Source organism: Tardiphaga sp. 839_C3_N1_4 (genome assembly GCF_051811045.1).
GTDB lineage: Bacteria > Pseudomonadota > Alphaproteobacteria > Rhizobiales > Xanthobacteraceae > Tardiphaga.
Map to the genome: position 1 here is coordinate 1,123,274 of NZ_JBPWQD010000001.1, position 24,967 is coordinate 1,148,240.

At 63.4% G+C, this 24,967-nt stretch carries 19 protein-coding genes and 1 tRNA gene; 14 read left to right on the forward strand and 6 right to left on the reverse strand.

Going from position 1 to position 24,967, the window contains the following annotated elements; translation table 11 throughout:
- Window positions 1-2 precede the first annotated feature (2 nt).
- The 3 genes from AB8A38_RS05700 to AB8A38_RS05710 all read left to right on the forward strand — a co-directional run bounded on the left by AB8A38_RS05700 (window position 3) and on the right by AB8A38_RS05710 (window position 3,317).
- Window positions 3-1,511 (forward strand): AMP-binding protein, encoded by a 1,509-nt coding sequence (locus AB8A38_RS05700; protein ID WP_439085303.1) that lies wholly within the window; start codon window positions 3-5, stop codon window positions 1,509-1,511.
- 105 nt (window positions 1,512-1,616) lie between these two features.
- Window positions 1,617-2,852 carry a GGDEF domain-containing protein gene (locus AB8A38_RS05705; RefSeq protein ID WP_439085304.1) on the forward strand — a complete coding sequence of 412 codons (1,236 nt, stop codon included), beginning with the start codon at window positions 1,617-1,619 and terminating at the stop codon, window positions 2,850-2,852.
- Between the two features lie 72 nt (window positions 2,853-2,924).
- Complete coding sequence (locus AB8A38_RS05710) at window positions 2,925-3,317, forward strand: PRC-barrel domain-containing protein (RefSeq protein WP_093758623.1); 393 nt, start codon at window positions 2,925-2,927, stop codon at window positions 3,315-3,317.
- A gap of 178 nt (window positions 3,318-3,495) precedes the next feature.
- Here the strand turns inward: AB8A38_RS05710 and mfd are convergent, their stop codons facing one another.
- Both mfd and AB8A38_RS05720 read right to left on the reverse strand, forming a co-directional pair.
- On the reverse strand, window positions 3,496-7,014 hold the full coding sequence (gene mfd, locus AB8A38_RS05715) for a transcription-repair coupling factor (protein WP_439085305.1): 3,519 nt from the start codon (window positions 7,012-7,014) through the stop codon (window positions 3,496-3,498).
- The gene (locus AB8A38_RS05720; protein WP_089264393.1) at window positions 7,011-7,301 is read right to left on the reverse strand and encodes a succinate dehydrogenase assembly factor 2; all 291 of its coding nucleotides are present in this window, start codon (window positions 7,299-7,301) and stop codon (window positions 7,011-7,013) included. Before AB8A38_RS05720 ends, mfd begins: the two co-directional genes overlap by 4 nt.
- A gap of 178 nt (window positions 7,302-7,479) precedes the next feature.
- Between AB8A38_RS05720 and recG the strand changes: the two genes are divergently transcribed.
- Window positions 7,480-9,585: an ATP-dependent DNA helicase RecG gene (gene recG / locus AB8A38_RS05725; RefSeq protein ID WP_439085306.1), complete on the forward strand. Its 2,106-nt coding sequence runs from the start codon at window positions 7,480-7,482 to the stop codon at window positions 9,583-9,585.
- A 512-nt stretch (window positions 9,586-10,097) separates the two neighbouring features.
- Here the strand turns inward: recG and AB8A38_RS05730 are convergent.
- Together AB8A38_RS05730 and glmS are read right to left on the reverse strand one after the other, a co-directional pair.
- The gene (locus AB8A38_RS05730) at window positions 10,098-10,871 is read right to left on the reverse strand and encodes a DUF502 domain-containing protein (protein ID WP_410001865.1); all 774 of its coding nucleotides are present in this window, start codon (window positions 10,869-10,871) and stop codon (window positions 10,098-10,100) included.
- Window positions 10,872-11,018: 147 nt separating this feature from the next.
- Window positions 11,019-12,845 carry a glutamine--fructose-6-phosphate transaminase (isomerizing) gene (glmS, locus tag AB8A38_RS05735; protein ID WP_439085307.1) on the reverse strand — a complete coding sequence of 609 codons (1,827 nt, stop codon included), beginning with the start codon at window positions 12,843-12,845 and terminating at the stop codon, window positions 11,019-11,021.
- A 265-nt stretch (window positions 12,846-13,110) separates the two neighbouring features.
- Here glmS and AB8A38_RS05740 point away from each other — a divergent pair, with 265 nt between their 5' ends.
- The gene (locus tag AB8A38_RS05740) at window positions 13,111-13,260 is read left to right on the forward strand and encodes a hypothetical protein (protein WP_158550328.1); all 150 of its coding nucleotides are present in this window, start codon (window positions 13,111-13,113) and stop codon (window positions 13,258-13,260) included.
- A 22-nt stretch (window positions 13,261-13,282) separates the two neighbouring features.
- Here AB8A38_RS05740 and glmU read toward each other — a convergent pair whose 3' ends face one another.
- The gene (gene glmU / locus AB8A38_RS05745) at window positions 13,283-14,635 is read right to left on the reverse strand and encodes a bifunctional UDP-N-acetylglucosamine diphosphorylase/glucosamine-1-phosphate N-acetyltransferase GlmU (RefSeq protein ID WP_439085308.1); all 1,353 of its coding nucleotides are present in this window, start codon (window positions 14,633-14,635) and stop codon (window positions 13,283-13,285) included.
- A gap of 171 nt (window positions 14,636-14,806) precedes the next feature.
- On the opposite strand from glmU, the gene AB8A38_RS05750 reads away from it, so the two are divergent.
- Entirely contained in the window at window positions 14,807-16,048 is a 1,242-nt protein-coding gene (locus tag AB8A38_RS05750) for a hypothetical protein (RefSeq protein WP_439085309.1), read from the forward strand.
- A gap of 122 nt (window positions 16,049-16,170) precedes the next feature.
- Window positions 16,171-16,551: a hypothetical protein gene (locus AB8A38_RS05755; RefSeq protein ID WP_068730752.1), complete on the forward strand. Its 381-nt coding sequence runs from the start codon at window positions 16,171-16,173 to the stop codon at window positions 16,549-16,551.
- Here the strand turns inward: AB8A38_RS05755 and AB8A38_RS05760 are convergent.
- The gene (locus tag AB8A38_RS05760; RefSeq protein ID WP_439088469.1) at window positions 16,511-18,178 is read right to left on the reverse strand and encodes a beta-(1-6) glucans synthase; all 1,668 of its coding nucleotides are present in this window, start codon (window positions 18,176-18,178) and stop codon (window positions 16,511-16,513) included. The genes AB8A38_RS05755 and AB8A38_RS05760 overlap by 41 nt on opposite strands.
- Before the next feature lie 202 nt (window positions 18,179-18,380).
- Between AB8A38_RS05760 and AB8A38_RS05765 the strand changes: the two genes are divergently transcribed.
- The 7 genes from AB8A38_RS05765 to AB8A38_RS05795 all read left to right on the forward strand — a co-directional run bounded on the left by AB8A38_RS05765 (window position 18,381) and on the right by AB8A38_RS05795 (window position 24,934).
- A complete protein-coding gene (locus AB8A38_RS05765; RefSeq protein ID WP_439085310.1) occupies window positions 18,381-18,959 on the forward strand; it encodes a beta-1-3, beta-1-6-glucan biosynthesis protein in 579 nt (192 codons plus the stop codon).
- A gap of 200 nt (window positions 18,960-19,159) precedes the next feature.
- Entirely contained in the window at window positions 19,160-21,829 is a 2,670-nt protein-coding gene (locus AB8A38_RS05770) for a glycosyltransferase (RefSeq protein ID WP_439085311.1), read from the forward strand.
- A gap of 191 nt (window positions 21,830-22,020) precedes the next feature.
- Window positions 22,021-22,095 (forward strand) — tRNA-Lys (locus AB8A38_RS05775).
- A 73-nt stretch (window positions 22,096-22,168) separates the two neighbouring features.
- Window positions 22,169-22,756, forward strand: a complete 588-nt coding sequence (locus tag AB8A38_RS05780) for a formyltransferase family protein (protein ID WP_315841964.1) — start codon at window positions 22,169-22,171, stop codon at window positions 22,754-22,756.
- A 190-nt stretch (window positions 22,757-22,946) separates the two neighbouring features.
- On the forward strand, window positions 22,947-23,312 hold the full coding sequence (locus AB8A38_RS05785) for a hypothetical protein (RefSeq protein ID WP_315841963.1): 366 nt from the start codon (window positions 22,947-22,949) through the stop codon (window positions 23,310-23,312).
- 22 nt (window positions 23,313-23,334) lie between these two features.
- Window positions 23,335-23,832, forward strand: coding sequence for a hypothetical protein (locus AB8A38_RS05790; RefSeq protein WP_439085313.1), 498 nt, complete (start codon window positions 23,335-23,337; stop codon window positions 23,830-23,832).
- Window positions 23,833-24,055: 223 nt separating this feature from the next.
- Window positions 24,056-24,934: a DMT family transporter gene (locus AB8A38_RS05795; RefSeq protein WP_439085315.1), complete on the forward strand. Its 879-nt coding sequence runs from the start codon at window positions 24,056-24,058 to the stop codon at window positions 24,932-24,934.
- The last annotated feature ends 33 nt before the right edge of the window (window positions 24,935-24,967 follow it).

The window sequence follows — 24,967 nt, forward strand, 5'->3', positions numbered from 1 at the left end:
CCGTGACCTCACCCACGCCGAATGCCTCGCCCACCCTCGACGGCCTGTTTCGCCGCATCCTCAGCCGGCAGCCGCAGGCGCTGGCGCTGGTCGATCCCGCCGACAAGCTGCGCATCACGGCGACGGAACCGCAGCGGCTGACCTTTGCGGATGCCGACCGGGCGATCTCGGCACTGACGGCGCATTTCATGGAGGCCGGCCTCCCTGCCAATTCGGTCATCGCCGTCCAGCTGCCGAACACCGTGGAGTTCGTACTGACCGTGCTGGCTGCGCATCGCGCCGGCCTCGTCGTCGCGCTGCTGCCGCAGCTCTGGCGCCAGGCCGACCTGACCATGGCACTGAATCGCTGCAGTGCGCGTGCACTGGTGACGTCGAGCAAGATCGACGGCGTCAGCCATGCCGACCTGATCATGAACGCTGCGGCTGAAGCCTTCTCGATCCGCTATGTCGGCGGCTTCGGCAGCGACCTGCCGGAAGGCATGACCCCGCTCGACGCTGTGTTGTCCAGCGAGTTCGTGGAGCCCGCGCCCGTGACGCAGGACGCCCGCCGCGCGGCCATCGTCTCCTTCGATGTGATCTCCGACGGCTTCCGCACGGTGCCGCGCACGCATCTCAACCTGATCTCCGGTGGCCTCGCGGTCTTCCTGGAAAGCGACATGCCGCAGGGCGCCACGATCATGTCGGCGATGGTGCCATCGTCTTTCGCAAGCATCGCCTCGTCGCTGGTGACCTGGCTGCTCTCCGGCGGCGTACTCGCTTTGCATCATCCGTTCGACAATGCGGTGCTGGAACGTAGCATCGCTGCCAATGCCTGCGACGTGCTGGTGGCGCCCGCGCCGCTGGCGCAGCGCCTCGCCGAAGGCGGGTTGCTCGATCGGTCTCCCGTGCTGCGTTACGTGCTCGGCCTCTGGCGCGCGCCTGAACAGGTCGCCGCCTCGCCTGCATGGCCGGGCTCGCAGGCCTCGTTCACCGACGTCTATCTGTTCGGCGAAGCCGGCCTGTTCGGCGCCATTCGCGGCGACGACGGCATGCCCGTCGCCATCATGCCGGGCCCGCACGGCGCACCACGCGCCCAGCAAGGCTCCTCCATTGCCGGCGATATCATGCTGACGCCCAGGGGCACGCTGGGCCTCCGCGGCCCCATGGTGCCGGTGCTGGCCTATACGGCCCAGGCCGACGCCAGCAACGCGCTGATCCCCGCCAAGCCGCTCGATTATGTCGATACCGGCTATATGGCCCGGCTCGACCGTGTGACGGGCGCGATCAACATCACCGCGCCGCCCTCGGGCATCATGGCCGTCGGCGGCTATCGCTTCCTGGCGCAGGACCTCAACGAATGGGCCAAGCGTCTCGGCGAGAACGCGATGCTGACAGCGCTACCGGATCGTCTCAGCGGCTACCGCCTCGCGGGCCGCGCCAGCAATAACGGCCGCGCTCGCGACGCCCTGACCGAACTCGGCCTCAATCCGCTGATGGTCGAAGCCTTCCGCGACCGTGCTGCAGCCGACTGAGCGAGCAAAAGCGATCCTGAAAATGCAACGGATCTCATTGACTCTGCATTAAGGACGTCGGGCTAGCCTGCCGCGATCAGTTTCGCGTAGAGGTTCAGCTCAAGCATGTCCGACCAGGCCACGATCGTCGCCGTCTCCAACCAGCAGCCGGCCGCGTTTGCGACAGCCCTGGCGGAGAGCAACATCTTCCCGGTGGTCGATGCGACATGGGCCGAGGCGCTGGATGCGGTGGCACGGGTGCAGCCGGCTGCCGTGATCGTGTCGGCTTCCGCTGACGACATGCCGACCTTCCAGGCGCTGGCCAAGCGCCTTGGCGCCAAGCAGCCTTACGTGCCGCTGATTGCGATCGATCCCGCCACGGACTTGCCCGGCCATGCGATCCCGCTCACACAGACCGCCGGCAATTTCGATCGGCTCAGCGCGCGGCTGCGTAACGCGCTTCGCCTTCGCACGCTGCACGCCACGGTCATGCGACGCTTGACCGCCGAAAACCTGCATCGCATGTCCCTGCAGTCGGACCCGCTGGACGATGCGACGGTGATGCTGATCGGCCGCGGCGGTGGCTACCCCGCGCTGTCGGTTGCGCTCGGCGAACGCATCGGCGTGGTCGGCGCGCTCAGCATCGAGGCTGCCGCCAAGCATCTCAATGCGCGCGATCTCGACGGCATCGTCATCGGCCAGGGCTTCAGCACGCGCGTCGTTGACGCGTTTCTCACTGTCCTCACCGAGGACGCACGCTTCCGCAATCTGCCCGTTGTCGTCACCGTACCCGGCCTAACGCCGAGCTACGATCTCGCCAATCTCGAAATGGTCGTCGGAGACGCCGACACCGTCGCAGCCACGGCGCTGCCGCTACTGCGCCAGCACGCCTTCGAGGCGCGTCTCGGCCGCACCTTGAAGTCGATCGAATCCGACGGACTGCTCGATCCCGCCACCGGCCTGCTGACGACAGCAGCTTTCGAACGCGACATCGCGACCGCCGTCTATCACACGCAAACCCGCGGCGGCGGATTGTCGATGGCCCGGTTCTCATTCGACAATATCCCGCTACGCGCGCAGCGCGACGCTGCGCGGATCATCAGCCGGCTGATGCGGCGGATGGATTTCGGCACGCTGCAGAACGACGGCTCCATCGTGGTCGCCTTCGCCGAAACCGACCAGCGCAACGCCCATATGATCGCCAGGCGGCTCTCCAGCGTGATGAAGCACACCATGCACGGACCCAAGCGCGATGCGCGCAACGATCCCCACGTCACCGTCATCACGATGGAGCCAGCGGATACCGCGAAGTCGCTGCTGGCACGCCTGCATGGCGCGGACGCGCAGCGCGCAGCGTCTTAGTTCCAGAAATAAAATCAGGAACGAAGTATCGATCGTCGCATTGTAGGTGCATCTGCAATGGAGACAACGATAATGAAAAAGCTTGCACTGATCACCGCTTCCCTCGCCCTTCTCGCCACGCCGGTTCTCGCGCAGTCGACAGTCACGACAGGCGCCGCACCTGCCGAAGCGAAATTCTCGACCGTCTCCAAGGAGGAGATGTTCTCGTCCAAGCTCAAGGGCCTGAACATCACCAACCAGAAGGATGAGACGATCGGCGAGATCAGCGATCTCGCAATCAAGAACAACCAGGTCGACGCGCTGATCCTGTCGGTTGGTGGCTTCCTGGGCATGGGCGAACACTACGTCGCCGTCTCTCCTGCTTCGGTGAAGGTGAGCCTCAACAAGGACAACAAGTGGGTGGCGTCGATGAACACCACCAAGGAAGCGCTGAAGGCCGCTCCGGAATTCAAGTATCCGAAGTAAGCGTCGCGTAATTTGACGAACGGCCGCCGGCAGCGATGCTGGCGGCTGTTTTGTTTTCGATGGCTTTAATGAGGAAATACCGTCATGGCCGGGCTTGTCCCGGCCATCCACGTCTTCACTTGTGGCCAAGACGTGGATACCCGGCATTCGCCGGGCATGACGAACATTGATAGCGGAGCTACGCCGCCTTCTTGCTCTCCGCGAGACCCGCCAGCGCGCGCAGGATTTCTGTTGCGCCTTCGAGACGTTCCTCCGGCGTTCCCCAATCCTGCAGGAACACCACCTTCATGTCCGGACGAACCTTCGCCGCCTGACCATATTGCCGGATGAAGAACACAAGTTTTTCCGGCTGTGCGAACGAGTTGTCGCGGAACGAGATGACAACGCCCTTCGGACCGGCATCGACCTTCTCGACATTGGCGCGGCGGCAATAGGCCTTGATGGCTGCGATCTTGAACAGATAGCGGACCTCGTCCGGCAGCACGCCGAAACGGTCGCGCAGTTCGGCGGCGAAGGCAGCGATCTCGTCATCGGTCTCGAGATCAGCGAGCCGACGATACAGCGACAGACGGACCGCAAGATCGGCGACGAAGTCGTCGGGGATCATCACCGGCATGCCGAGCGTAATGGTCGGCGACCACCTGTCGGCGACCGGCTCGGAAATACCCGACTTGAGCGCCAGGATCGCCTCTTCCAGCATCGACTGATAGAGCTCGAAGCCAACTTCCTTGATATGGCCGGACTGTTCTTCGCCGAGCAGATTGCCGGCGCCGCGAATATCCAGATCGTGTGAGGCGAGCTGGAAGCCGGCGCCGAGGTTTTCCAGGGACTGCAGCACTTTCAAACGGCGCTCCGCCTGACCCGTGATCTTGTGTGTCGACGGCAGCGTGAACAGCGCATAGGCGCGCAGCTTGGACCGACCGACACGGCCACGGAGCTGATAGAGCTGCGCGAGGCCGAACATGTCGGCGCGGTGGATGATCAGCGTGTTCGCATTCGGAATATCAAGGCCCGATTCCACGATCGTCGTGGACAGCAGGATGTCGTATTTGCCGTCATAGAAGGCCGACATGATGTCCTCGATGACCGTCGGCGCCATCTGGCCATGGGCCACAGCGACCTTCATCTCAGGCACATGCTTGTCCAAAAAGCTTTTCACCTCAGCAAGATCGTCGATCCGCGGCACCACATAGAATGCCTGCCCGCCGCGATAGCGCTCGCGCAGCAGCGCTTCGCGGATCATCAAGGGATCATGCGGCGCCACGAAGGTACGCACCGCCAGACGATCGACGGGCGCCGAGGCGATGATCGACAGATCGCGGACGCCAGTGAGTGCGAGCTGCAGCGTGCGCGGGATCGGCGTGGCCGACAGCGTCAGCACATGGACATTGGCCCGGAGCTGCTTCAGCCGTTCCTTGTGCGTCACGCCAAAGTGCTGCTCCTCGTCAACCACGACGAGGCCGAGGTCCTTGAACTTGATCGACTTGCCGAGCAGCGCATGGGTGCCGACGACGATGTCGATGGAGCCGTCCGCAAGGCCCTTCTTGGTCGCCGCCAGCTCTTTCGGCGCGACCAGCCTTGAGGCCTGCGCGACATTCACCGGAAAGCCCTTGAAGCGCTCGGTGAAGTTCTTGGCGTGCTGCCGCGCAAGCAGCGTGGTTGGCACCACCACGGCGACCTGCTTGCCTTCCATGGCGACGGCGAAGGTGGCGCGCATGGCCACTTCCGTTTTGCCGAAGCCGACATCGCCGCAGATCAGGCGATCCATCGGCTTGCCATGTTCGAGATCGTGCAGCGCGGCGTTGATCGCGGTCTGCTGGTCCTCGGTTTCCTCATAGGGAAAGCGCGCACAGAATTCGTCATACTGCTCGCGCGGTACGACGATCCGCTCGGTCTCGCGCAGATGACGTTCGGCAGCAATCTTGATGAGTTCGCCGGCGATTTCCTGAATGCGGTTCTTGAGCTTGGCCTTGCGGGCCTGCCAGCCCGAGCCGCCGAGCTTGTCGAGTTCGACATTGGCCGCGTCGGAGCCGTAGCGCGACAGCAGTTCGATATTCTCGACGGGGAGAAACAGCTTGGTCTCGTTGGCGTAGCGCAGTTCGAGACAGTCATGCGGCGCGCCGCCGACTTCCAGCGTCTGCAGTCCGACGAACCGGCCGATGCCGTGTTCGACATGGACCACGATGTCGCCGGCCGCGAGGCTCGTGACTTCCGAGATGAAGTTGTCGAGCTTGCGGCTCGCCTTTCGCGGCCGCACCAGACGGTCGCCGAGGATGTCCTGTTCGCTGATGACGGCGATCTGATCGGTCTCGAACCCGGATTCCATGCCGACCACGGCCAGCATGGTCTCGTTGCGCGGCGTCGCCTGCACCACGCGCCAGGAATTCACCATCTGCTGATTGAGCAGCTTGTGGTCCTTCAGCATGCTCGCCATGCGGTCGCGCGAGCCTTCGCTCCACAGCGTGACGACGACCTTCTTGCGCTCTGCCTGCAACGCCTGGATATGCGCGACCACGCGCTCGAACACATTGACGTTGGCGTCGGCGCGCTCCGGCGCGAAATTGCGGCCTGCCCGTGCGCCGGCATCGACGGCACCTGCCGTGCCTTCAGGCAGCGCAAAAGGCGACAACCGCGCCATTGCGAGATCTTCCAGCCGCTTGTGCCATTCGCTGTCGGTCAGATAGAGCCGGTCCGGCGGCAGCGGCTTGTAGATCGCGCCGCCGCCCGGGATGCCCATGGCCTCGCGGCGCGCTTCGTAGTAGTCGCCGATCTGCTTGAAGCGCTCGGTCGCGGCATCTTCGCCCTGCGGCTCGATGGCAACCGGCGTGCCCGGCAGATAATCGAACAGCGTGTCCATCCGGTCCTGGAACAGCGGCAGCCAGTGCTCCATGCCGGGATGACGGCGGCCTTCGCTCACCGCTTCATAGAGCTGGTCGTCGCGCTCCGGCGCGCCGAACTGCGCGACATAGCCCATGCGGAAGCGGCGGATCGTCTCGGTGATGAGCTGGAATTCCGAAACCGGCACGAGATCGAGCGCGCGCATGTCGAGCAGCGTGCGCTGGGTCTCCGCGTCGAAGGTCCGGATCGATTCCAGACTGTCGCCGAAGAAGTCGAAACGCACGGGCTGGTCGAGGCCCGCCGGAAACAGATCGAGGATGCCGCCGCGCACGGCATATTCGCCGGGCTCCCGCACCGTGCCGGAGCGGGTGTAGCCGTTGTGTTCGAGCCAGGCGACGATGGAGTCCATCGGCACCACATGGCCGGGCGCGACCGACAGCGCCTGCGCCGCGACGATCTCGCGCGCCGGCACGCGTTGCACGACGGCATTCACCGTGGTCAGCACGATCATCGGCTTGTCGCTGCCGGTGAGGCGCGACAGCCGCGCCAGCGTGGTCATACGATGCGCGAGAATGCCCCCATGAGGCGAGACGCGGTCGTAGGGCTGGCAGTCCCAGGCCGGGAATTGCAGCACCGGCAGATCCGGCGCGAAGAATTCCAGCGAGCGCGCGAGCTGCTGCATCCGCGGCCCGTCACGGCAGATCACGGTGAGGCTCACCGCCGGCGGCTTCGGCTTGGCCGCAACGGCGCGTGCCAGATCGGCAACGATCAGGCCTTCGGCACCCTCGGCGACATTGGCAAAGGTCAGCGCACGGCCGGGTGCAAGCTGTGCGGCCGGCGAGGCAACGGGGGATTTCATAGAGGCTTGTCCAGATTCCGGAACAGCTTGATGCGCTCGAACAGCGGCGTGCGGTACTGCTCGTCCAATTGGGTATCGCCGACGAAGGCCGGATAAAGCTCGGGGTCTTCGAGGCCGATCAGGTCTTCGAGCTGCTTGAGTTCGAGGTCCGCCAGAATGCCGATCTCGGCATCCGCAAAGCGGCCCAGAATGAGATCCATCTCGCGCGTCCCGCGATGCCAGCAGCGGAACAGCAGCCGCTTGCGGCGGTCATCCAAGCCATTGCTCGATCGTGTCGTTCCCGTCATCTGTCCATCCCGCCCAAAGCCCGCAAACGCAGAAAGCCCGGACGTGCCGGGCAGGCTCATATAGCCTCCGCTTCCGCCCCTGTCAGCACCTCATAACGCATTGCTTTCGCCTTGAAATGCATCCAACTCTCGCAAATACCGTAGCTCTCTCGCCGTGCTGGCCACCTGAGTCGTCCTGATGCGCCCTGAAGTGCTCAATCCCCTGTTCGTCCCGGTCACCAGCATGTCCGGCATCGGGCCGAAGCAGGACAAGCTGCTGCGCTTCCTGCTGGACCGCGCCGAGACGCCGCGCATCGTCGATCTCTTGCTGCATCTGCCGGTCAGCGTGATCGACCGCCGCGACAGGCCGAAGATCAACGAGGCCGAGATCGGCGCCATGGTGACCCTCGAAGTCACCGTCGATCGCCATCGCGAGCCGCCGCCCGGCCGCTCTCGCGCGCCGCATCTGGTCTATGCCCATGACGACACCGGCACGGTGATCCTGACCTATTTCCGGACCTATCCGGGCCAGATCGAAAAGCTGCTGCCGGTCGGCGAGAAGCGTTATGTGTCCGGCACGACGCAGCTGTTCGACGGCATGCTGCAGATCACCCATCCCGACCGCGTGGTCGACGAGGAAGGCTTCGCCAAGCTCACGGGCATCGACGCGGTCTATCCGCTGACCCAGGGCCTCGCGATCACCTCGCTGCGCAAGGCCATCGCGCAGGCGCTGACCAAGCTGCCGGCGCTGCCGGAATGGATCAGCCCGGAAGTGATCCGGCGCTGCAAGTTCCCATCGCTGGCGGAGGCATTGCAGCGCGTCCATGTGCCGGTCGAGATCACCGATGTCCTGCCGGAAGGCCCGTTCTGGTCGCGTCTCGCTTTCGACGAACTGCTCGCCGGCCAGCTGGCGCTGGCGCTGGTGCGCGCGCAACTCCGCCGTCCCGCCGGCGATCGCAATGCCGGCGATGGTCACATCCGCCGCAAGATCATCGACGCCCTGCCCTACGCGCTGACGCAATCGCAGCAGCAGGCGACCGCGGCCATTGCCGATGATCTCACCAAGCCGCTGCGCATGCTGCGGCTGCTGCAGGGCGATGTCGGCTCGGGCAAGACCGTCGTGGCGCTGCAGGCCGCCGCAGCTGTTGCGGAAGTCGGCAAGCAGGCCGCATTGATGGCCCCCACCGAAATCCTCGCGCGCCAGCATATCAAGACCATCGCGCCGCTGGCCGAACGCGCAGGCCTGCGCGTCGCCATCCTCACCGGCCGCGAGAAAGGCCGGGAGCGCAAGGATATCCTCGCGCGGCTTGCCGCCGGCGAGATCGATTTCATCGTCGGCACCCACGCGCTGATCCAGGACGACGTGGAGTTCAAGGCGCTCGCGCTGGCCGTGGTCGATGAGCAGCATCGCTTCGGCGTCCGCGAACGCCTCACGCTGACCAACAAGGGCAGCGCCGTCGACGTGCTGGTGCTGTCGGCGACGCCGATCCCGCGCACGCTGGTGCTGACCTATTTCGGCGACATGGACATCTCGGAGCTGCGCGAAAAACCTGCGGGCCGTCAGCCGATCGAGACCCGCACCATGTCGGCGAGCCGGCTGCAGGAAGTCATCGACGGCATCGGCCGCGCGGTGGACAACGGCAAGCTGATCTACTGGATCGTGCCGCTGGTCGAAGAGTCCGAAATGGACGGCCCGAAACTCACCAATGCCGAGGAGCGTTTCGAAAGCCTGCAGCAGCGGTTCGGCGACAAGGTTGGCATCGTGCATGGCCGGATGAAAGGCGCCGAAAAGGATGCGGCAATGGCGCGCTTCGCTGCCGGCGAAACGCAGATCCTCGTCGCCACGACCGTGGTCGAAGTCGGCGTAGACGTCCCCGCCGCAACGATCATGGTGATCGAAAATGCCGAGCGCTTCGGCCTCGCGCAGTTGCATCAGCTCCGCGGCCGCATCGGACGTGGCTCGGAGGCGTCGACATGCCTCCTGCTCTATCGCGAGCCGCTCGGCGAGATCGCCACCAAACGCCTCAAGGTGATCAAGGACTCCACCGACGGCTTCCGGATTGCCGAAGAAGACCTCAAGCTGCGCGGCGAAGGTGACGTGCTCGGCACACGGCAATCAGGCATGCCCGGCTTCCGCATCGCGCGCTCCGAAGTCCATGCACAACTGATCACGCAAGCCCGCGACGAAGCGCTGCGGATCCTGCAGGACAATCCAAAGCTCACGGGCGAGCGCGGCGCGGCGCTGCGCTGCCTGCTGTATCTCTATGAACGCGATGAGGCGATCCCGCTGATCGGTGCGGGATAGCAAAGCGCTTTCTTGTCATTCCAGGGCGCGCGTCGCCGGCGAAGCCGGCAGAGCGCGAACCTCGATCCACACTTGTCATTCCAGGGCGCATGAAAGCGGCGAAGCCGCTGCAATGCGAACCCGGAATCTCGAAGTGTTTTGCTGAACATTCTGAGATTCCGGGTTCGCGTGCGCGAAGGCGCGCCCTCTCACAAGGGGGCGGGAATGCAAGCGACGACGGCGCCCCCGCGCCGCAAATAATGGGGGCGATGACGCATGTCTGAAGAGCAGTGGCTGTTTGACAGTTGAATCGGAAATCACGTGACGCGCGCGCTCACAACAAACTCCACGTCATGCACAAGCAAGACGTGGATGGCCGGAACAAGTCCGGCCATGACGACTGATGGAGTTGAGCGTGTGCAGGATGGGGTGAGCGCAGGCGCATCCGCTTAAGCGAAACCCATCATCTACCGGCACACGAAGGCAACGGGGCTTCGCGAAGACGCTCACCCCATACTATAAGCCGTGACGCCTCAATCCACCCTGGCCGGCTGCTTCGCTGGCGGCGCATTCGCTACCCGCGCCGCATTCGCCATCTCGGCCAAAGCCGCGATCTTCTTCTGCGAATCGGAGCCCGGCTGTACGACGCCCGCCGACATGATCAGCGTGGCGGCATCCTCGGCGGACATGTCGATGTCGATGATCTTGCTCTTCGGCACATAAAAGAAAAAGCCGGTGGTCGGATTCGGCGCGCAGGGCAGGAACACCGAGATGTGCTCCTCCTGCCCCGGCAGGCTCTTCGCTACTTCGGTGCTTGGTGGCTGCGAGATCAGCACGATCGACCACATGCCCGGCGACGGGAATTCGACGAGACCGACTTTACGGAAACTCGATCCCGAACCCGAGAACAATGTCTCGAACACCTGCTTCAGCCCGCGATAGATCGCGCGCACCACCGGCATGCGGCCGAGCAGGTTTTCGCCGAGATCGACCAGCGAACGACCGATCAGGTTGGCGGTGAGGAAACCCAGCAGCGTCAGCGCCACGAAGGCGACGATCAGGCCGGAACCCGGAATGCCATAAGGCAGGTATTGTTCGGGCCGATAGGCCTCCGGTACCAGCGGTCGCACGATCGCATCAACCCAGGTGACGAACCACCAGGTGAGGTAAAAGGTAATCGCGACCGGACCGGCAACGATCAGGCCGGTGAGGAAATAGTTGCGGATCCGGGCCATGAAGCCGCGCGGCGCCTCGGGTGGCGGGTCGCCAGCGGGCGGGGTCAACGGCAAATCGGGGCGTTCCATCAGCGTTTCAAATCCATCTGGCGCGGCGCGTGAAACCGCGCCGTCAGTCCTTATGGGTATCCTAGCAGGATTTCGCCAGTGCGGGGGAAGCCACTTGTGCGGCGCCGGCGGCCAAACCGGCCGCCTGCGACAATCTTGCCGCTTGCCGGCCTATTCTACCGTGACCGACTTCGCCAGATTGCGGGGCTGGTCGACGTCGGTGCCCATCACGACGGCGGTGTGATAGGCGAGCAACTGCACCGGCACGGCATAGACCAGCGGCGTGAATGCTGCGTCCATGTCCGGCATCACAATGGTCACCATGGAGTCCACCGTGGCCTCCTCCGCGCCCTTCGCGTCGGTCATCAGAATGATGTTGCCACCGCGCGCCGCGACCTCCTGCATGTTCGACACAGTCTTGTCGAACACCCGGTCATAGGGCGCGATGACGACCACCGGCATGGTCTCGTCGATCAGCGCGATGGGACCGTGCTTGAGTTCGCCGGCAGCGTAACCTTCGGCGTGGATGTAGGAGATTTCCTTCAGCTTCAGCGCGCCCTCCAGCGCCAGCGGATAGCTGGTGCCGCGGCCGAGATAGAGCACGTCCTTCGACTTGGCGATGTCGCGCGCCAGCTTCTCGATCGCCGCTTCGTGCGTCAGCGCGTCGGTCATCAGACGGGGGACCTTGACGAGACCGTGAACCAGTTTGGCTTCGTCGGCGTCGGACAGCTCGCCGCGGGCCTTGCCGGCTGCGATCGCAAGCGTCGCCAGCGCCATCAGCTGGCAGGTGAAAGCCTTGGTCGAGGCCACGCCGATTTCCGGACCGGCCAGCGTCGGCATCACGGTCTCGCTCTCGCGCGCGATCGTCGAGGTCGTGACGTTGACGACAGCGAGCGTGTGCATGCCCTGCTCTTTGGCGTAACGCAGCGCTGCCAGCGTATCGGCCGTCTCGCCGGACTGTGAGATGAAGATCGCCAGATCGCCCTTGCGTACCGGGGCTTCACGATAGCGGAATTCAGATGCCACATCGACTTCGACCGGCACGCGCGCAAAGCGTTCGAACCAGTATTTAGCGATAAAACCCGCGTAGCTCGCAGTGCCGCAGGCGGTGATCGAAATGCGCTGGATGTCCTTGAAGTCGAACGGCAGCGTCATCGGCAGCGCAACGCGCTCGTTCGCCAGATCGACATAACGCGCCAGCGTGTGACCGACGACTTCGGGTTGCTCGTGAATTTCCTTGGCCATGAAGTGGCGATAGTTAGCCTTGTCGACCATGAAGGCCGACGCGCCGGATTTCAGCACGTCGCGCTTCACGACCTTGCCGGATTCATCGTGGATCTCGCAGCCCTTGCGGGTCAGCACCACCCAGTCACCGTCCTCGAGATAGCTGATGTCGTCGGTGAACGGCGCCAGCGCAATCGCGTCGGAGCCAAGATACATCTCGCCGTCACCATAGCCGACCGCGAGCGGCGAGCCTTTGCGGGCACCGATCATCAGGTTGTCGTGATCCTTGAACACGAAAGCCAATGCGAACGCACCCCTGAGCCGCGGCAGCGCCTGCTTCACGGCATCGACCGGCGATGCGCCCTTCTGCAGATAGAAACTGACGAGGTGCGCGACGACTTCGGTGTCGGTCTCGCTGGCGAATTTAGCGCCGCTCTTTTCGAGCTCGAGACGCAATTCGCGGAAATTCTCGATGATGCCGTTATGCACGACCGCAACGCCTTCGGCGGCGTGCGGATGCGCATTGGCTTCGGTCGGCTTGCCATGCGTCGCCCAGCGCGTGTGACCGATGCCGATATGACCTGCGAGCGGCGACTTGCCGAGCTTGGCTTCGAGATTCTTCAGCTTGCCTTCGGCGCGGCGGCGATCGATATGCGCGCCTTCCAGCGTGGCAACGCCTGCGGAATCGTAGCCGCGATATTCGAGGCGCTTCAGCGAGTCCACGATCTGGTCAGCAACCGGACCGCGTCCCAAAATTCCGACGATGCCGCACATGCGGTGAATCTCTCCAAGTGGTATCAAATTGCCCAGAAATACTGGAACTCTCTTAGCGAGAATCGCAAATCGACTGTTACTCAATAATTATTGCCGATTGAGACAAGTTACCGCGGTTGTAGGGGCATTTTGCGCGACGCGTTTAACAAACCATCAACGTGTTTACGGAAGCATCTACGCCTGACCGGAGTAGACGTCCATGTGGGAGGAGCGAGACCCAAGAGCCCCCCGATCGATCGCCGGATCACGGCTGCGACATGTCGAGATGTCGCAGAGCAAACTGGCGCATTGGCCGCCGCCGCAGCGCGATATTGCGGTGAAACCGCATGTCGCCGAGCCCCATACGCCGCAGGAAGAAATTGTCGCCAAGCGTCCGATCCGCCGCGGCTGGCACCTGAAGACCCCGGTGACCTGACGTCACCCCGAACACCGCGCGCTCACCTCGGCTTCTTATTCGCCGCGTTCTTGTCGCGGAAGCGCTTGCCCCAGCCTTCCTTCATCGACACTTCGTTGCGCTCTACCGCAAGCGCATCGTCCGGCACGTCGCGGGTGATCACTGAGCCCGAACCGATATAAGCGCCGGCACCGATCTTCACCGGTGCGACCAGCGACGAATTCGAACCGACAAAGGCGCCGGCGCCGATGACTGTCTTGTGCTTGTTGAAGCCGTCGTAATTGCAGGTGATGGTGCCCGCGCCGATATTGGCGCCGGCACCGATATGCGTGTCGCCGACATAGGTCAGGTGGTTGACCTTCACACCCGCTTCCAGAATGGCCGCCTTGGCTTCAACGAAGTTGCCGATGCGCGCGCCCTCGCCGACCGACGTTCCCGGCCGGATGCGCGCGTAAGGACCGATCGAGGCCTTCTTGCCGATGGCAGCCTGCACGATGTGCGAGAAGGCGTGAATGACAGCGCCGTCAGCGATACTGACGCCGGGCCCGATCACGACATACTGCTCGATGGTGACGTCGTTGCCGAACGTCGTATCGGCCGCGAGATGCACGGTCTCCGGCGCGACGATGGTCACGCCCGCGTCGAGCGCGGCCTTACGCAGCCGCGCCTGCATGATCGCTTCGGCTTCGGCGAGCTGCGCCTTGGTGTTGATGCCGCGGACTTCATCCTCACTCGTCTCGATCACGCTTGCCCGCAAGCCCATGCTGCGCACGATCTCGACGGCATCGGTGAGATAGTATTCGCCCTTGCTATTGGACGTGCCGATCTGCTCGATGATGGCAAGCGCCGTCTTGCCGGCGAATGCCATCACGCCGGCATTGCAGAGATCCACCTTGCGTTCGGCCGGTGTGGCATCCGCATGTTCACGGATCGCGACCAGTTGATCGCCTTCGACCAGGAGCCGGCCATAACCGGTCGGATCGGCCGCGCGAAAGCCGAGCACGGTCAGCGCAGCGCCAGCCTTCAGCGGCGCACGCAAACGCTCGAACGTCTCGGCCGAAATCAGCGGCGTGTCGCCAAAGGCAATCAGCAGATCGTCCGCGCCTTTTGCAATGGCGTCCTTTGCCGCCAGCACGGCATGGGCGGTGCCAAGACGCTCGTGCTGAACGAATGTTGCGGCATCGGGCCGCACCCGCCTTGCTTCATCCGCCACATCTTGGCGATCGGGACCGACAACGACAGCCAGCGCAGAGCCTGCGCCATGAGGCGCTGCCGCGAGCACATGGCCCAGCAGCGACTGGCTGGCGACCTGATGCAGCACTTTCGGCGTCGAGGACCGCATCCGCGTTCCCTCGCCGGCCGCGAGCACGATGGTGAGGCTGGTTCTGCCCGTCATCCGAATCCCCGTTGTGGCGGCGCTTATGCGCCGCGGCCGTCTTAAATGGTTTTGGGCCAATCTGGAAACCGGTTTGGCGCGCCGTGTGGCCCGACAACCTCAGGTTCCCGCCGGTTTCCTGATAATGTTGAACTGTGATTCGCAGGGGCGATGGGGCGACGCAGACGTCGAATGGCGGATAAGCACGACAAGTGGGCCGATACTCTCTCAGCCGAGCATAGCGGCTGGCTGACCGGATTTCTGGCTGAGGAAGACAAGGTCGACCGCCGCTTGATGTGGCGGCTGGGCTCCTGGGGCGTTGCCGCCGTGGGCGCGGTGGTGGTTGCCATTCTGGCCAGCCAGTCGCAGGTCCAGTTGCGCCGCGATCAGGTCACGACATCGGAGGCATTTGCGCGGCAATCGCAGCAGATCCAGTTCGTTGCCAAGGAGACCCAGGCCGAGGCCCGGCGCCTGACGCTGGCCATCGAGACGCTGAACAGCGACCGTGACCGGCTCTATGCCCGCGTCACCTCGGTCGAACAAGGGCTGGATTCAGTCACCGGATCGATCAAGCGCCAGACCATTCCAACACCGACAGCCGCCACAACGACGCCAGCGCCGCAGCCACCTGTCACCGCATCCGTCGTTGCCCCGCCCGCAGCCACCGAGCCAAAGCCGGCGGCAGAGCTTCCGAGCATTCCGTCGACGCCGGTCATCGGTCCCGTGGCTGTCATCGCGCCGCCTGCCGAAACGACACCCGCCAAACCGGCGCAAGCAGCGGCTTCATCGACAATCAATCCACCAGCCTCTACGCCGCTCGTTGCATGGAAATCGATGACGGCACCGCCCGATGCTGCGGCCGCCAAATTGAGCGAACCGGCATCGACCATCGAAGCTTCTCCGGCCGTTCCGGAGACAACGGCATCGGTTCAACCGGCCGCGCCCGAGCCCGCCCCCGCAGCCGTCGAAGCTGTGGCGACGCCGGTCGCCCGCACGGAGTTCGGCGTTGATATCGGCGGCGCGAATTCGGTGGACGGCCTGCGCGCAATCTGGCGCGGCATGTCCAAGTCTCGCGCGCTGAACGGACTGCGCCCGATCATGATGGTGAAGGAACGCCCGACCGGACTCGGCATGCAACTGCGCCTTGTTGCCGGTCCGCTCAGCGATGCTGCAGCCGCCGCGAAGATCTGCGCCGCGCTGACCGAGAGCAGCCGGCCCTGCGAGACGTCAATCTTTGATGGCCAACGCCTTGCTGCGAAAGCCGAGACGGCACCCGCGGAAGCTGCGCCCGTACCAGTCAGGCCGGCGCCACGCAGGCGCGCCGCGCCCAAGCCACAGGAACGCACCGAACAAGCGCCGCCGCCCAAGCCCGTTGAAGAAGTTGCGCCGCCCAAGCCGCAATCGTCGCTGACCTCGTTACTGGGTCTGCGTTAAAGACCAAAAGATCAGATTTTCAATCTCTTGGCGTGCGCGGCTAAAGTGTTATCTAGGTCCGATCTCTCACCGCGACCGCATGCCGGGTTGTTCCGCACCGCGTTTTGAACCATGGTTTCCGCATGAAAAAAGATCCGTTCAAGCTCACCGCCCGTCAGGTGCAATGGCTTCTCATCGTCGGCTTCCTGTCCGTCGGCTACGCCATCTATCTGCGTTATCTGGCCATCGAATTGTCGACGACCGCGCTCGCCTGCGACGCAGGCCTGCAGAGCACCCTGTGCAAGAGCCGGCTGGTGATGACCTATCTGTTCAAGAATTCGGTGTTCGGCATCGCCGCGATCGTCATTGCGACGCTGAATCTTCTGCGGCCATCGATCGTGCTGATCACCGTCGCGCTGATCGCAGCCGGTTTCGGGATCGTGCTCTACAATGTCGCCCTGTCGGGCATCGCGATCGGCCTGCTCATTCTGGGCTTTGCACGGCCCGCGCCCGCCACAGCGTGATGCCGAACAGCAAATAGATCGCGCAGGTCCACAGCGACTGCCAGTTATCCGGCCCTTCGTTGAAGCCGATATACACAGCCGACAGCACGAGCACTCCGGCGAACACCGACTCGGCGATCGGCCGTACGCCTTCCTGCGGACGGTTGACGGCCATCAGTCCGGCAAACGGCACGACCGCCATGGTCAGCGCGGCGAACGGAAAGTCGCGGTAACGCGGATCGAACACGAAACCGAGCGCGGTCTCGGCGCCGATCAGCGCCGCCACAGCCAAGGTCAGCCCGAGCAGGACGGTCGACCACGAACGGGCCAGGAACCGGCTCGGCCCGACGAGTTCGAGGAAGGTTGGCAGCGAGCGACCGGACATCGTCGCGTAGGCGCACAGCAGCGGCGACGCGACACCGGCGGCCATTAGCGCGCTCCACTGGATCCAGCGGCCGACGCCATAGCTTTCATAGATCAGCTTGTCTGCGGCAACGCCCAGCAGGACGCCGGCCACCGTGGCCGATACGGCAACGGTCAGCCAGGCCGACAGACGCGGCGACCATGGCCGTCGACGGAGCGTCAACATGCCCGTCACGAAAACCAGGAAGCTCAAGCCCATGCCGAGCCCCATCTGCAGCTTCCACGACGGATAATTGGTAATCGGAACGCCCGGTGGATACTTCAATTCACGCGGCTCATCGTAGATCAGGCCCCAATAGCCGCCGACTGTACCTTCAAGGTCGCGCTTCCACGGCTGGTCATAGGCTTCGATCAGATTGACACGGAATCCCTCACGCTTGGCCAGATCGAGGATTTCGGACACGACCCGTGCCTGGTTGGTGCGCGACGGCAACGCGCCATCGCGCATCCGCCCGGCGCTCGGCCAGCCTGTTTCGCCGATCAGGATTTCCTTGGATGGAAACGCCACGGCGAGACGCTTGCGGATCGAGTCCACATGGGCGGCGGCGCTCTTCGCGCGAATCGGGAAGTCCTCCCAATAGGGCAGGATGTGGATCGTGACGAAATCGACCGCGTCATAGATCTCGCGATTCTTCAGCCAGAACTCCCAGACATCGGCATAGGTCACGGGGATCTTGCCGACCTGCGCCTTCACCGAGCGGATATTGCCGACGAGATCGGCAGCCGTCATCTCGCCGCGCAACAGCACCTCGTTGCCGACGACCACGCTGCTGATCACGTTCGGAAAGCGCTTGGTGAGGTCCACGACGCCGGCGATCTGCGCCAGGTTCTTGAGCCGGTTGCTCCCGAGCCAGACGCCCTGAATGACCTTCAGTCCGACCTTGCCGGCCAGTTCCGGCACCTGGTCGAGACCGTTGTCGATCGAGTAGGTCCGCACGCATTTGGTGATCTGCGCCAGTTGCGCCATGTCGGCGGCAATCTGGCTCGCCGGAATGATGGCGGTCGAGTTCAGCGGCGTTTGCTCGCCGCGGAACGGCGCATAGGAGACGCACTCCAGTTTGGCGGCGGGATCAATCGGCGCGCGCACCAGCGTGACCGGCGTGGCGAGCCACCACCAAACCGCTGCGATCGTACCAAGGGAAAGGATGAGAAGCGCCAGCGGCGTGCGGGTGGAAATTGGTTCCGTCCTCCAAAGTCGTCCGTCGATTAGCCGGTCATCGCCAATCTGCCAAGTGCATCATGCCGGCAATCACGGACTTGTCGGCCCGAGACGCCACGAAAATCAGACAAACTTCCGGCGTTGCTGGACAAAATCAAAAATGTCCGTCATGGGATTCAGCCGTGGTCGCCGCCGTATTGGGGGCCCATTTAAACGGCATCTGGCGAGGGCGTCAGAACTGCCTGGCAGCCAACTTATCGGGGACTTTATGCGTCGACTGGTGTTCGGGTTCCAATCTGCGGTTCTGCGTTGTCTCGCCGTTCCAGGCCTTGCTCTGCTGCTGGGCGTTGGCTGCGCGTTGGCCCAGAGCGGCCCAGTTCGCGCACAGGATCAGAAGCCTGCGGCAAATGCGCCCGTGACGCCTGCCGACGTTGCCCGTGAAAGCCAGAAGAAATCCGACGAATTCGTCGAGGCGACCCAGGCGATCAATGGTCCTGCTGGCAATCCGGAATGCGTCTGGCTTGGCCGCCGCGTCGTGGTGCTGATGTGGCGCGACGATCTCGACACCGCGTTCCGTCACCTCGATCTCTACGACCGATTCGGCTGCCCCGGCGGTCATGTGCAGGCGACGTTCCGCTGTCTGGTCAAATTCGGACCTCTGATTGATCCGAAAATTGCGGACAGCCTGAACAGCCGCGTCCACGGCTGCTGGATCAATCCGAATGCGCAGCCGCAGCCTGCCGCGCTGAACCAGCCGGCAACGCCTGCACCTGCCGGCGGCGGCGCAGCAGCGCCGGCGGCCGCTCCGCAGCCGGACGCCAAACCGCCTGCTGAAGCGCCGAAGTAATGTGGCGGGCCCTGTTCAGACAGCATTCAGCTGGCGGTGCCTAATCGTGTCTGAATAAGCTGCCGCCCTCAAAAGGCCACGGCAGCGTATGAGTTGTTAATTCGTGTGGCGGATATAGTCTCCGTTACCGTTGTACTGGTCGGACCTCGGGGACGGGTCCGCTTCCCCGGCCACGCTCGCCCCGTTATGGTTCAGTTGCGATGCGCGCTGTCGTCGCCGTTTTATTGTTCGTGACCGCCGTTCATGCCGCCCTGTGGGGCGTATTGCGCGAGAAGCAGGAAGCTCCCGATTTCAAGGGCATGATTCCCAGCCTCTCCTACGCGCCGTTCGAGGGCACGGCGCATCCCGACGTGGACAACATTCCGACCGTCGAGAAGATTCGCGCCGACCTCAAGAAGCTGTCGACCATCACCCGCGCCATCCGTCTGTATTCGTCGACCGGCGGTGTGGAAATGGTGCCCGCCATCGCCAACGAGTTCGGCCTCAAGGTCACCGTCGGCGCCTGGATCGACAAGAACGCGGATCGCAACGAGCGTGAAATTGCCTCCGCCGTTGAGCTGGCGAAAAAGAACCCGAATGTCATCGGCATCGTCGTCGGCAACGAAACGCTGTATCGCGATGAACTCAAGCTTGAGGACCTCGTCGAATATATCCGCCGGGTAAAGCGCCAGGTCACGGTTCCCGTCACGACCGGGGAAATCTGGAACATCTGGCGCGACAATCCGCAGCTCGCCTCGTCGGTCGACTTCATCGCGGCGCACATCCTGCCCTATTGGGAAAACTTCACCGACACCCAGGCCGTCGATCAGGCCGTCCATCTCTATGGCGTTCTGCGCGAGACCTTTCCCGGCAAGCGCATCGTGATCGCCGAATTCGGCTGGCCAAGCGAGGGCTATAATCTGCGCAGGGCCATACCCGGCCCGTTCAAGCAGGCCGTCGTGCTGCGCAACTTCGTGACCCGCGCCGAAGCGATCGGCATGGACTACAACATCGTCGAAGCCATCGATCAGCCATGGAAGTTCTTCGAGGGCGGCGTCGGTCCCTATTGGGGCGTTCTCAACGCGTCGCGGGAACCGAAATTCCCCTGGACCGGTCCGATCGTGAATCCGGACCACTGGAAGAACGCCAGCATCGCACTTCTGGTTGGCATTCTGCTGTCGCTGCCGATCCTGCAGATCGTTGGCGCGACGGCGCTACAGGCGCTCGTGCTCTCGGCCGCAGCCAATGCCGTTGGCGCCTGGGCGGCAACCATCTTCGCCTATCAGCAGACCCACTATTTCGTCTGGGGATCGGCCTTCGCCCTCTCACTCGGCTGCATCCTGCTGATCCCGCTGCTCCTGATCGCGTTAGCGCGCATCGAGGAGATCGCGGCTATCGCCTTCGGCCGGAAGCCATTGCGGCTGCTGACAGCTGAACGCAGCGAAAAGCTACGTGCCGCTGCAGACGCCGAACAGAAATACCCGAAGGTGTCGATCCACATTCCGGCCTATCGCGAACAGCCGGACATGCTGAAGCTGACATTGGACGCGGTCGCCCGGCTCGACTATCCGAATTTCGAATGCGTGGTGATCATCAACAACACGCCGGATCCGGCCTATTGGCAGCCGATCCAGGATCATTGCCGCATGCTCGGCGAACGCTTCATCTTCATCAATGCGGAGAAGGTCGAGGGCTTCAAGGCCGGTGCCCTGCGCATCGCCATGGATCGCACCGCGGCGGATGCCGAGGTGATCGGCATCATCGACGCCGACTATGTGGTGGAGCCGAACTGGCTGAAGGATCTCGTCCCAGCCTTCAACGATCCGCGCGTCGGCCTCGTGCAGGCGCCGCAGGACCACCGCGACGGCGACCGTTCGCTGATGCACTACATCATGAACGGCGAATATGCCGGGTTCTTCGACATCGGCATGGTCCAGCGCAACGAAGCCAATGCGATCATCGTCCATGGCACTATGTGCCTGATCCGTCGCTCCGCGATGGACATGGCGGGCGGCTGGGCCGGCGACACCATCTGCGAGGACTCGGATCTCGGCCTCGCCATCATGCAGCATGGCTGGCTGACGCATTACACCAAGGAACGTTACGGCTACGGCGTGCTGCCGGACACCTATGAGGCGTTCAAGAAGCAGCGCCATCGCTGGGCCTATGGCGGCTTCCAGATCATCAAGAAGCACTGGCGCCGTTTCATGCCCGGCGCGAGCCGCATGACCCAGGACCAGAAGCGCGAATTCGGCATGGGCTGGCTGAACTGGCTCGGCGCCGAAAGCCTCGGCGTCGTGGTTGCGATCCTCAACATCATCTGGGTGCCGATCATCGCCTTTGCCGATATCGCCATCCCCGACAAGATCCTGACGCTGCCGATCATCGCCTCCTTCGTGATCTCGCTGGCGCACTTCATCGTCCTGTACCGGCTGCGCGTGAAGATCGGCCTGTGGCAGATGCTGGGCGCGATGATCGCCGCCATGTCGGTGCAGTGGACGGTATCGCGCGCCGTCGCCGATGGCCTGATCAAGGATCACCTGCCCTTCACCGTGACCTCCAAGGGTGGCAAGTCGACTATGTCGATCGAATTCCAGGCCTTCTGGGAGGCCGTGATCGGTGTGCTTCTGCTGATCAGCTGTGGCGTGCTGGTGTTCTCCAACAACTCCAAGCAGGTCACCGAGATCTACATCTTCGCCGGCGTGCTGGTGCTGCAGAGCCTGCCGTTCCTGTCGGCGGTGATGATTGCCATCCTGGAGAATTCGCGCGCCAATGACTTCCAGTGGTGGCGCAACACGACGGTACGCACGGCCGAGCTGATCGGCCTTCGCCCGGTAGCGATGCCGCCGATCGACGTGTCCCGTCCCGAGGCCCAGCGCGAAGCAAGCTGAACCGCGCCAATGGGGCGCGGTTCATGTCCATAACATCAAGCCCTGCCCTTGACCCCGGCGGACCCGCCTTTTACACAGCCGGTCACGCGATACGCTGCATTGCGGGCGCCATCGCGGCCGTGGCTGATCGGCCTCACCGCGCCCCGCAAGGGTCGGTTTCCTCCGTTTAGCTTCGTCAATACGGCACTTTAGGGCGGGTAGCTCAGTGGTAGAGCATTCGACTTTTAATCGACTGGTCGAGGGTTCGATCCCCTCCCCGCCCACCATCGCCGCAATGAACCGCGCCGGAACTTCCGGTTTTCACACCATTCTCAGCCTCTGAACACCGGATAATCGAACATGCGGATTACCCTCGTCGGCTCCAAACACTTCGGCGTCACGACCCTCGATATGCTGAAGACTCACAACGTCGAGATCGCGTCCGTGGTGGTTGCAGATGCGGAGGACCGTCTCGCCGCAGCCGCCAAGGCTGCCGGCATCCCGGTGACAGTCCAGGCCAATCCGAAGCTCGTCGTGGCCTCCGAGATCGCCGAGGGCACCGAGCTGATCATCACGGCGCACAGCCACGCCCGCATCGGCAAAGATGCACTCGCCGCAGCCAGCCTTGGCGGTATTGGCTACCATCCGTCACTGTTGCCCCGTCACCGTGGCATCGCTGCCGTGGAATGGACCATCAAGGAAGGCGACCCGATTGCCGGCGGCACCATCTATCACCTTGCCGATGTCATGGACGGTGGCGCCATCGCCGCGCAGGAATGGTGCTTCGTGAAAAAAGGCGAAACCGCTCGCGAACTTTGGGAGCGCGCGTTGGCGCCGCTGGGCCTCAAGTTGCTCGGCGAGGTTGTGGACTTCGCGACTGTCCACAAGCGTTTGCCCGCAACCTATCAGGACGAGCAATTTGCGACCAATGCGCCAAAACTGACCTAGAAGCCTCCAAAACTGGTTAAAAAGGCGCCGGAACCCGCCCGAATCAACCAAATCTGTCAATAAAGGGAACCAATTTGCCCGTCGCGGCTTGCATCCCGTGAGTTGTTTTGAGCCTATGCGGCAACGCAGCAAATTTTGGACACATTACCCCCCAATAAGGTGGCCATCACAACATCGAGGATTTGATTCAATGCGTTTTGACCGCATCCGTTCCGCCTTGTCCGCTTCGCTGATTGCCAGCGCAGCGTTGGTTTCGGCAGCTCCAGCTTTCGCAGCTGCCGACAATGCCTATGACGGGCTCTGGAACGTGACCATTGTTACCAAGACCGGCAGCTGCGAGCCGACGGCTCGCTATCCGTTGACCGTCACCGAAGGCCGCATCACTGCGCCTGGCGCCGACGTCAACGGCAAGGTTGGCCGCGAAGGCACCGTGCGCGTGTCGATCGGGCCTGCTTTCGCCAACGGCCAGCTGTCCGGCAACACCGGATCGGGCAAGTGGAACGGCGCTTCGGGCGGCGTCCCCTGCAGCGGCCGGTGGGAAGCTTCGCGTCAGTAATCCCCAACCAGGAATGCTCCCCATGATGCCTAACTCGACCTCTCCGCGTTCGCTCGTTCGGACCGCGGTGCTCTGCGCGGCGCTCGGTCTGACGTCTGCGTCGGCATATGCCCAGTCAGCGCCGTTCGCCGGTATGGCCGGTGTATGGTCGGGCAACGGGACGATCTCGCTCGAGGACGGCTCCAAAGAGCGCATTCGCTGCAAGGCGACCTATGCCGTGAGCGGCGACGGCACGGGGCTGAACCAGTCCCTGCTCTGCGCCAGCGACAGCTACAAGTTCGAGCTGAAGAGCGACGTGAAGGCTAAAGGCGGCGAGCTGTCTGGCAGCTGGGCTGAGACGACCCGCGGCGTGACAGGATCGCTTGAGGGCCGGGCAACCGCTGGCAAGTTCAATGTTGACGTTTCATCGCCAGCCTTCAGCGCGAAGCTGATCCTGACGACGACCGGCAACAAGCAGCAGGTCTCGATCACCTCCGAAGGCCAGTTCAAGGGCGCCAGCATTTCGCTCAGCCGCAGCTGATCGTTCCGCACGTTTGGAATTCGAACCCCGGTTGTTTCAAACAGCCGGGGTTTTGTTTTGCCTCTATGCGCTACGCCGAAGAGCGTCCGGAACCATCCGCCCGCAACGCAGCCCCACCGGATTCGTCCGTTGCAAAGCCCGGCGATGTCGCCGATAGAGCCTGTCCGTAAAGCTACACCGCTGCGTGAATCGTTGCAGCGCAAGAAACTGGTTCTCAGGGATTATGGATCGCCCCCCGTCGAAGGCCCGGGCCGCGCTGTGGATGTCCGGCTGGCTGCTTCTGATGCTGTTCGTCGCCATCGGCGGTCGCGAGACGCTGCGCGAACTCAATGTCTTCCAGGTGATGGAGATCCGATCCGTCTTCGGCTTCGTCATGCTGTTGCCGATCCTGTATTTCAACGGCGGCTTTCGCGCCATGCGAACCACGCGCCCGCTGGCGCATGTATCGCGCAACCTCGTGCATTACGGCGCGCAGCTCGGCTGGTTCTACGCACTCACGCTCATTCCGCTGAGCCAGCTCGTCTCCATCGAGTTCACCATGCCGATCTGGATCGCGATCATGGCGGCGTTCTTTCTCGGCGAGCGCATGACGCTCTGGAAGATCGTCGCCATCGTGCTCGGCCTGATCGGCGTGATCGTCATCGTTCGCCCGACCACCGGCGCCGTCAATCCCGGTCAGCTGATCGCGCTGGCCGCCGCGTTCGGCTTCGGCATATCGATCACATTGATCAAGTCGCTGACGCGGACGGACAGCGCGCTGAAGATCATCTTCTGGATGATCGTGGTGCAGTCGGTGGCCGGCGTTTTCCCCGCGCTCTATGCCTGGCAATGGCCGTCGGCCTATGTCTGGGGCTGGCTTGTCGTGGTCGCCCTCTGCGGCACGTTTTCCCACTTCTGCATGGCGCGCGCGATGCTCTACGCCGATGCGACGGTGGTCGTGCCGATGGACTTCCTGCGCGTACCACTCAGTGCCACCATCGGATGGTTACTCTATTCTGAACGGCTCGACATGTTCACGCTACTGGGCGCGGCGCTGATCCTCGCCGGGAACACACTGAATCTGCTCAGCACCGATCGTCCGCCAATTCGTGCGACTGCCTGACGCATCGGGGTCCATTTCTCGATTTTATTCTCC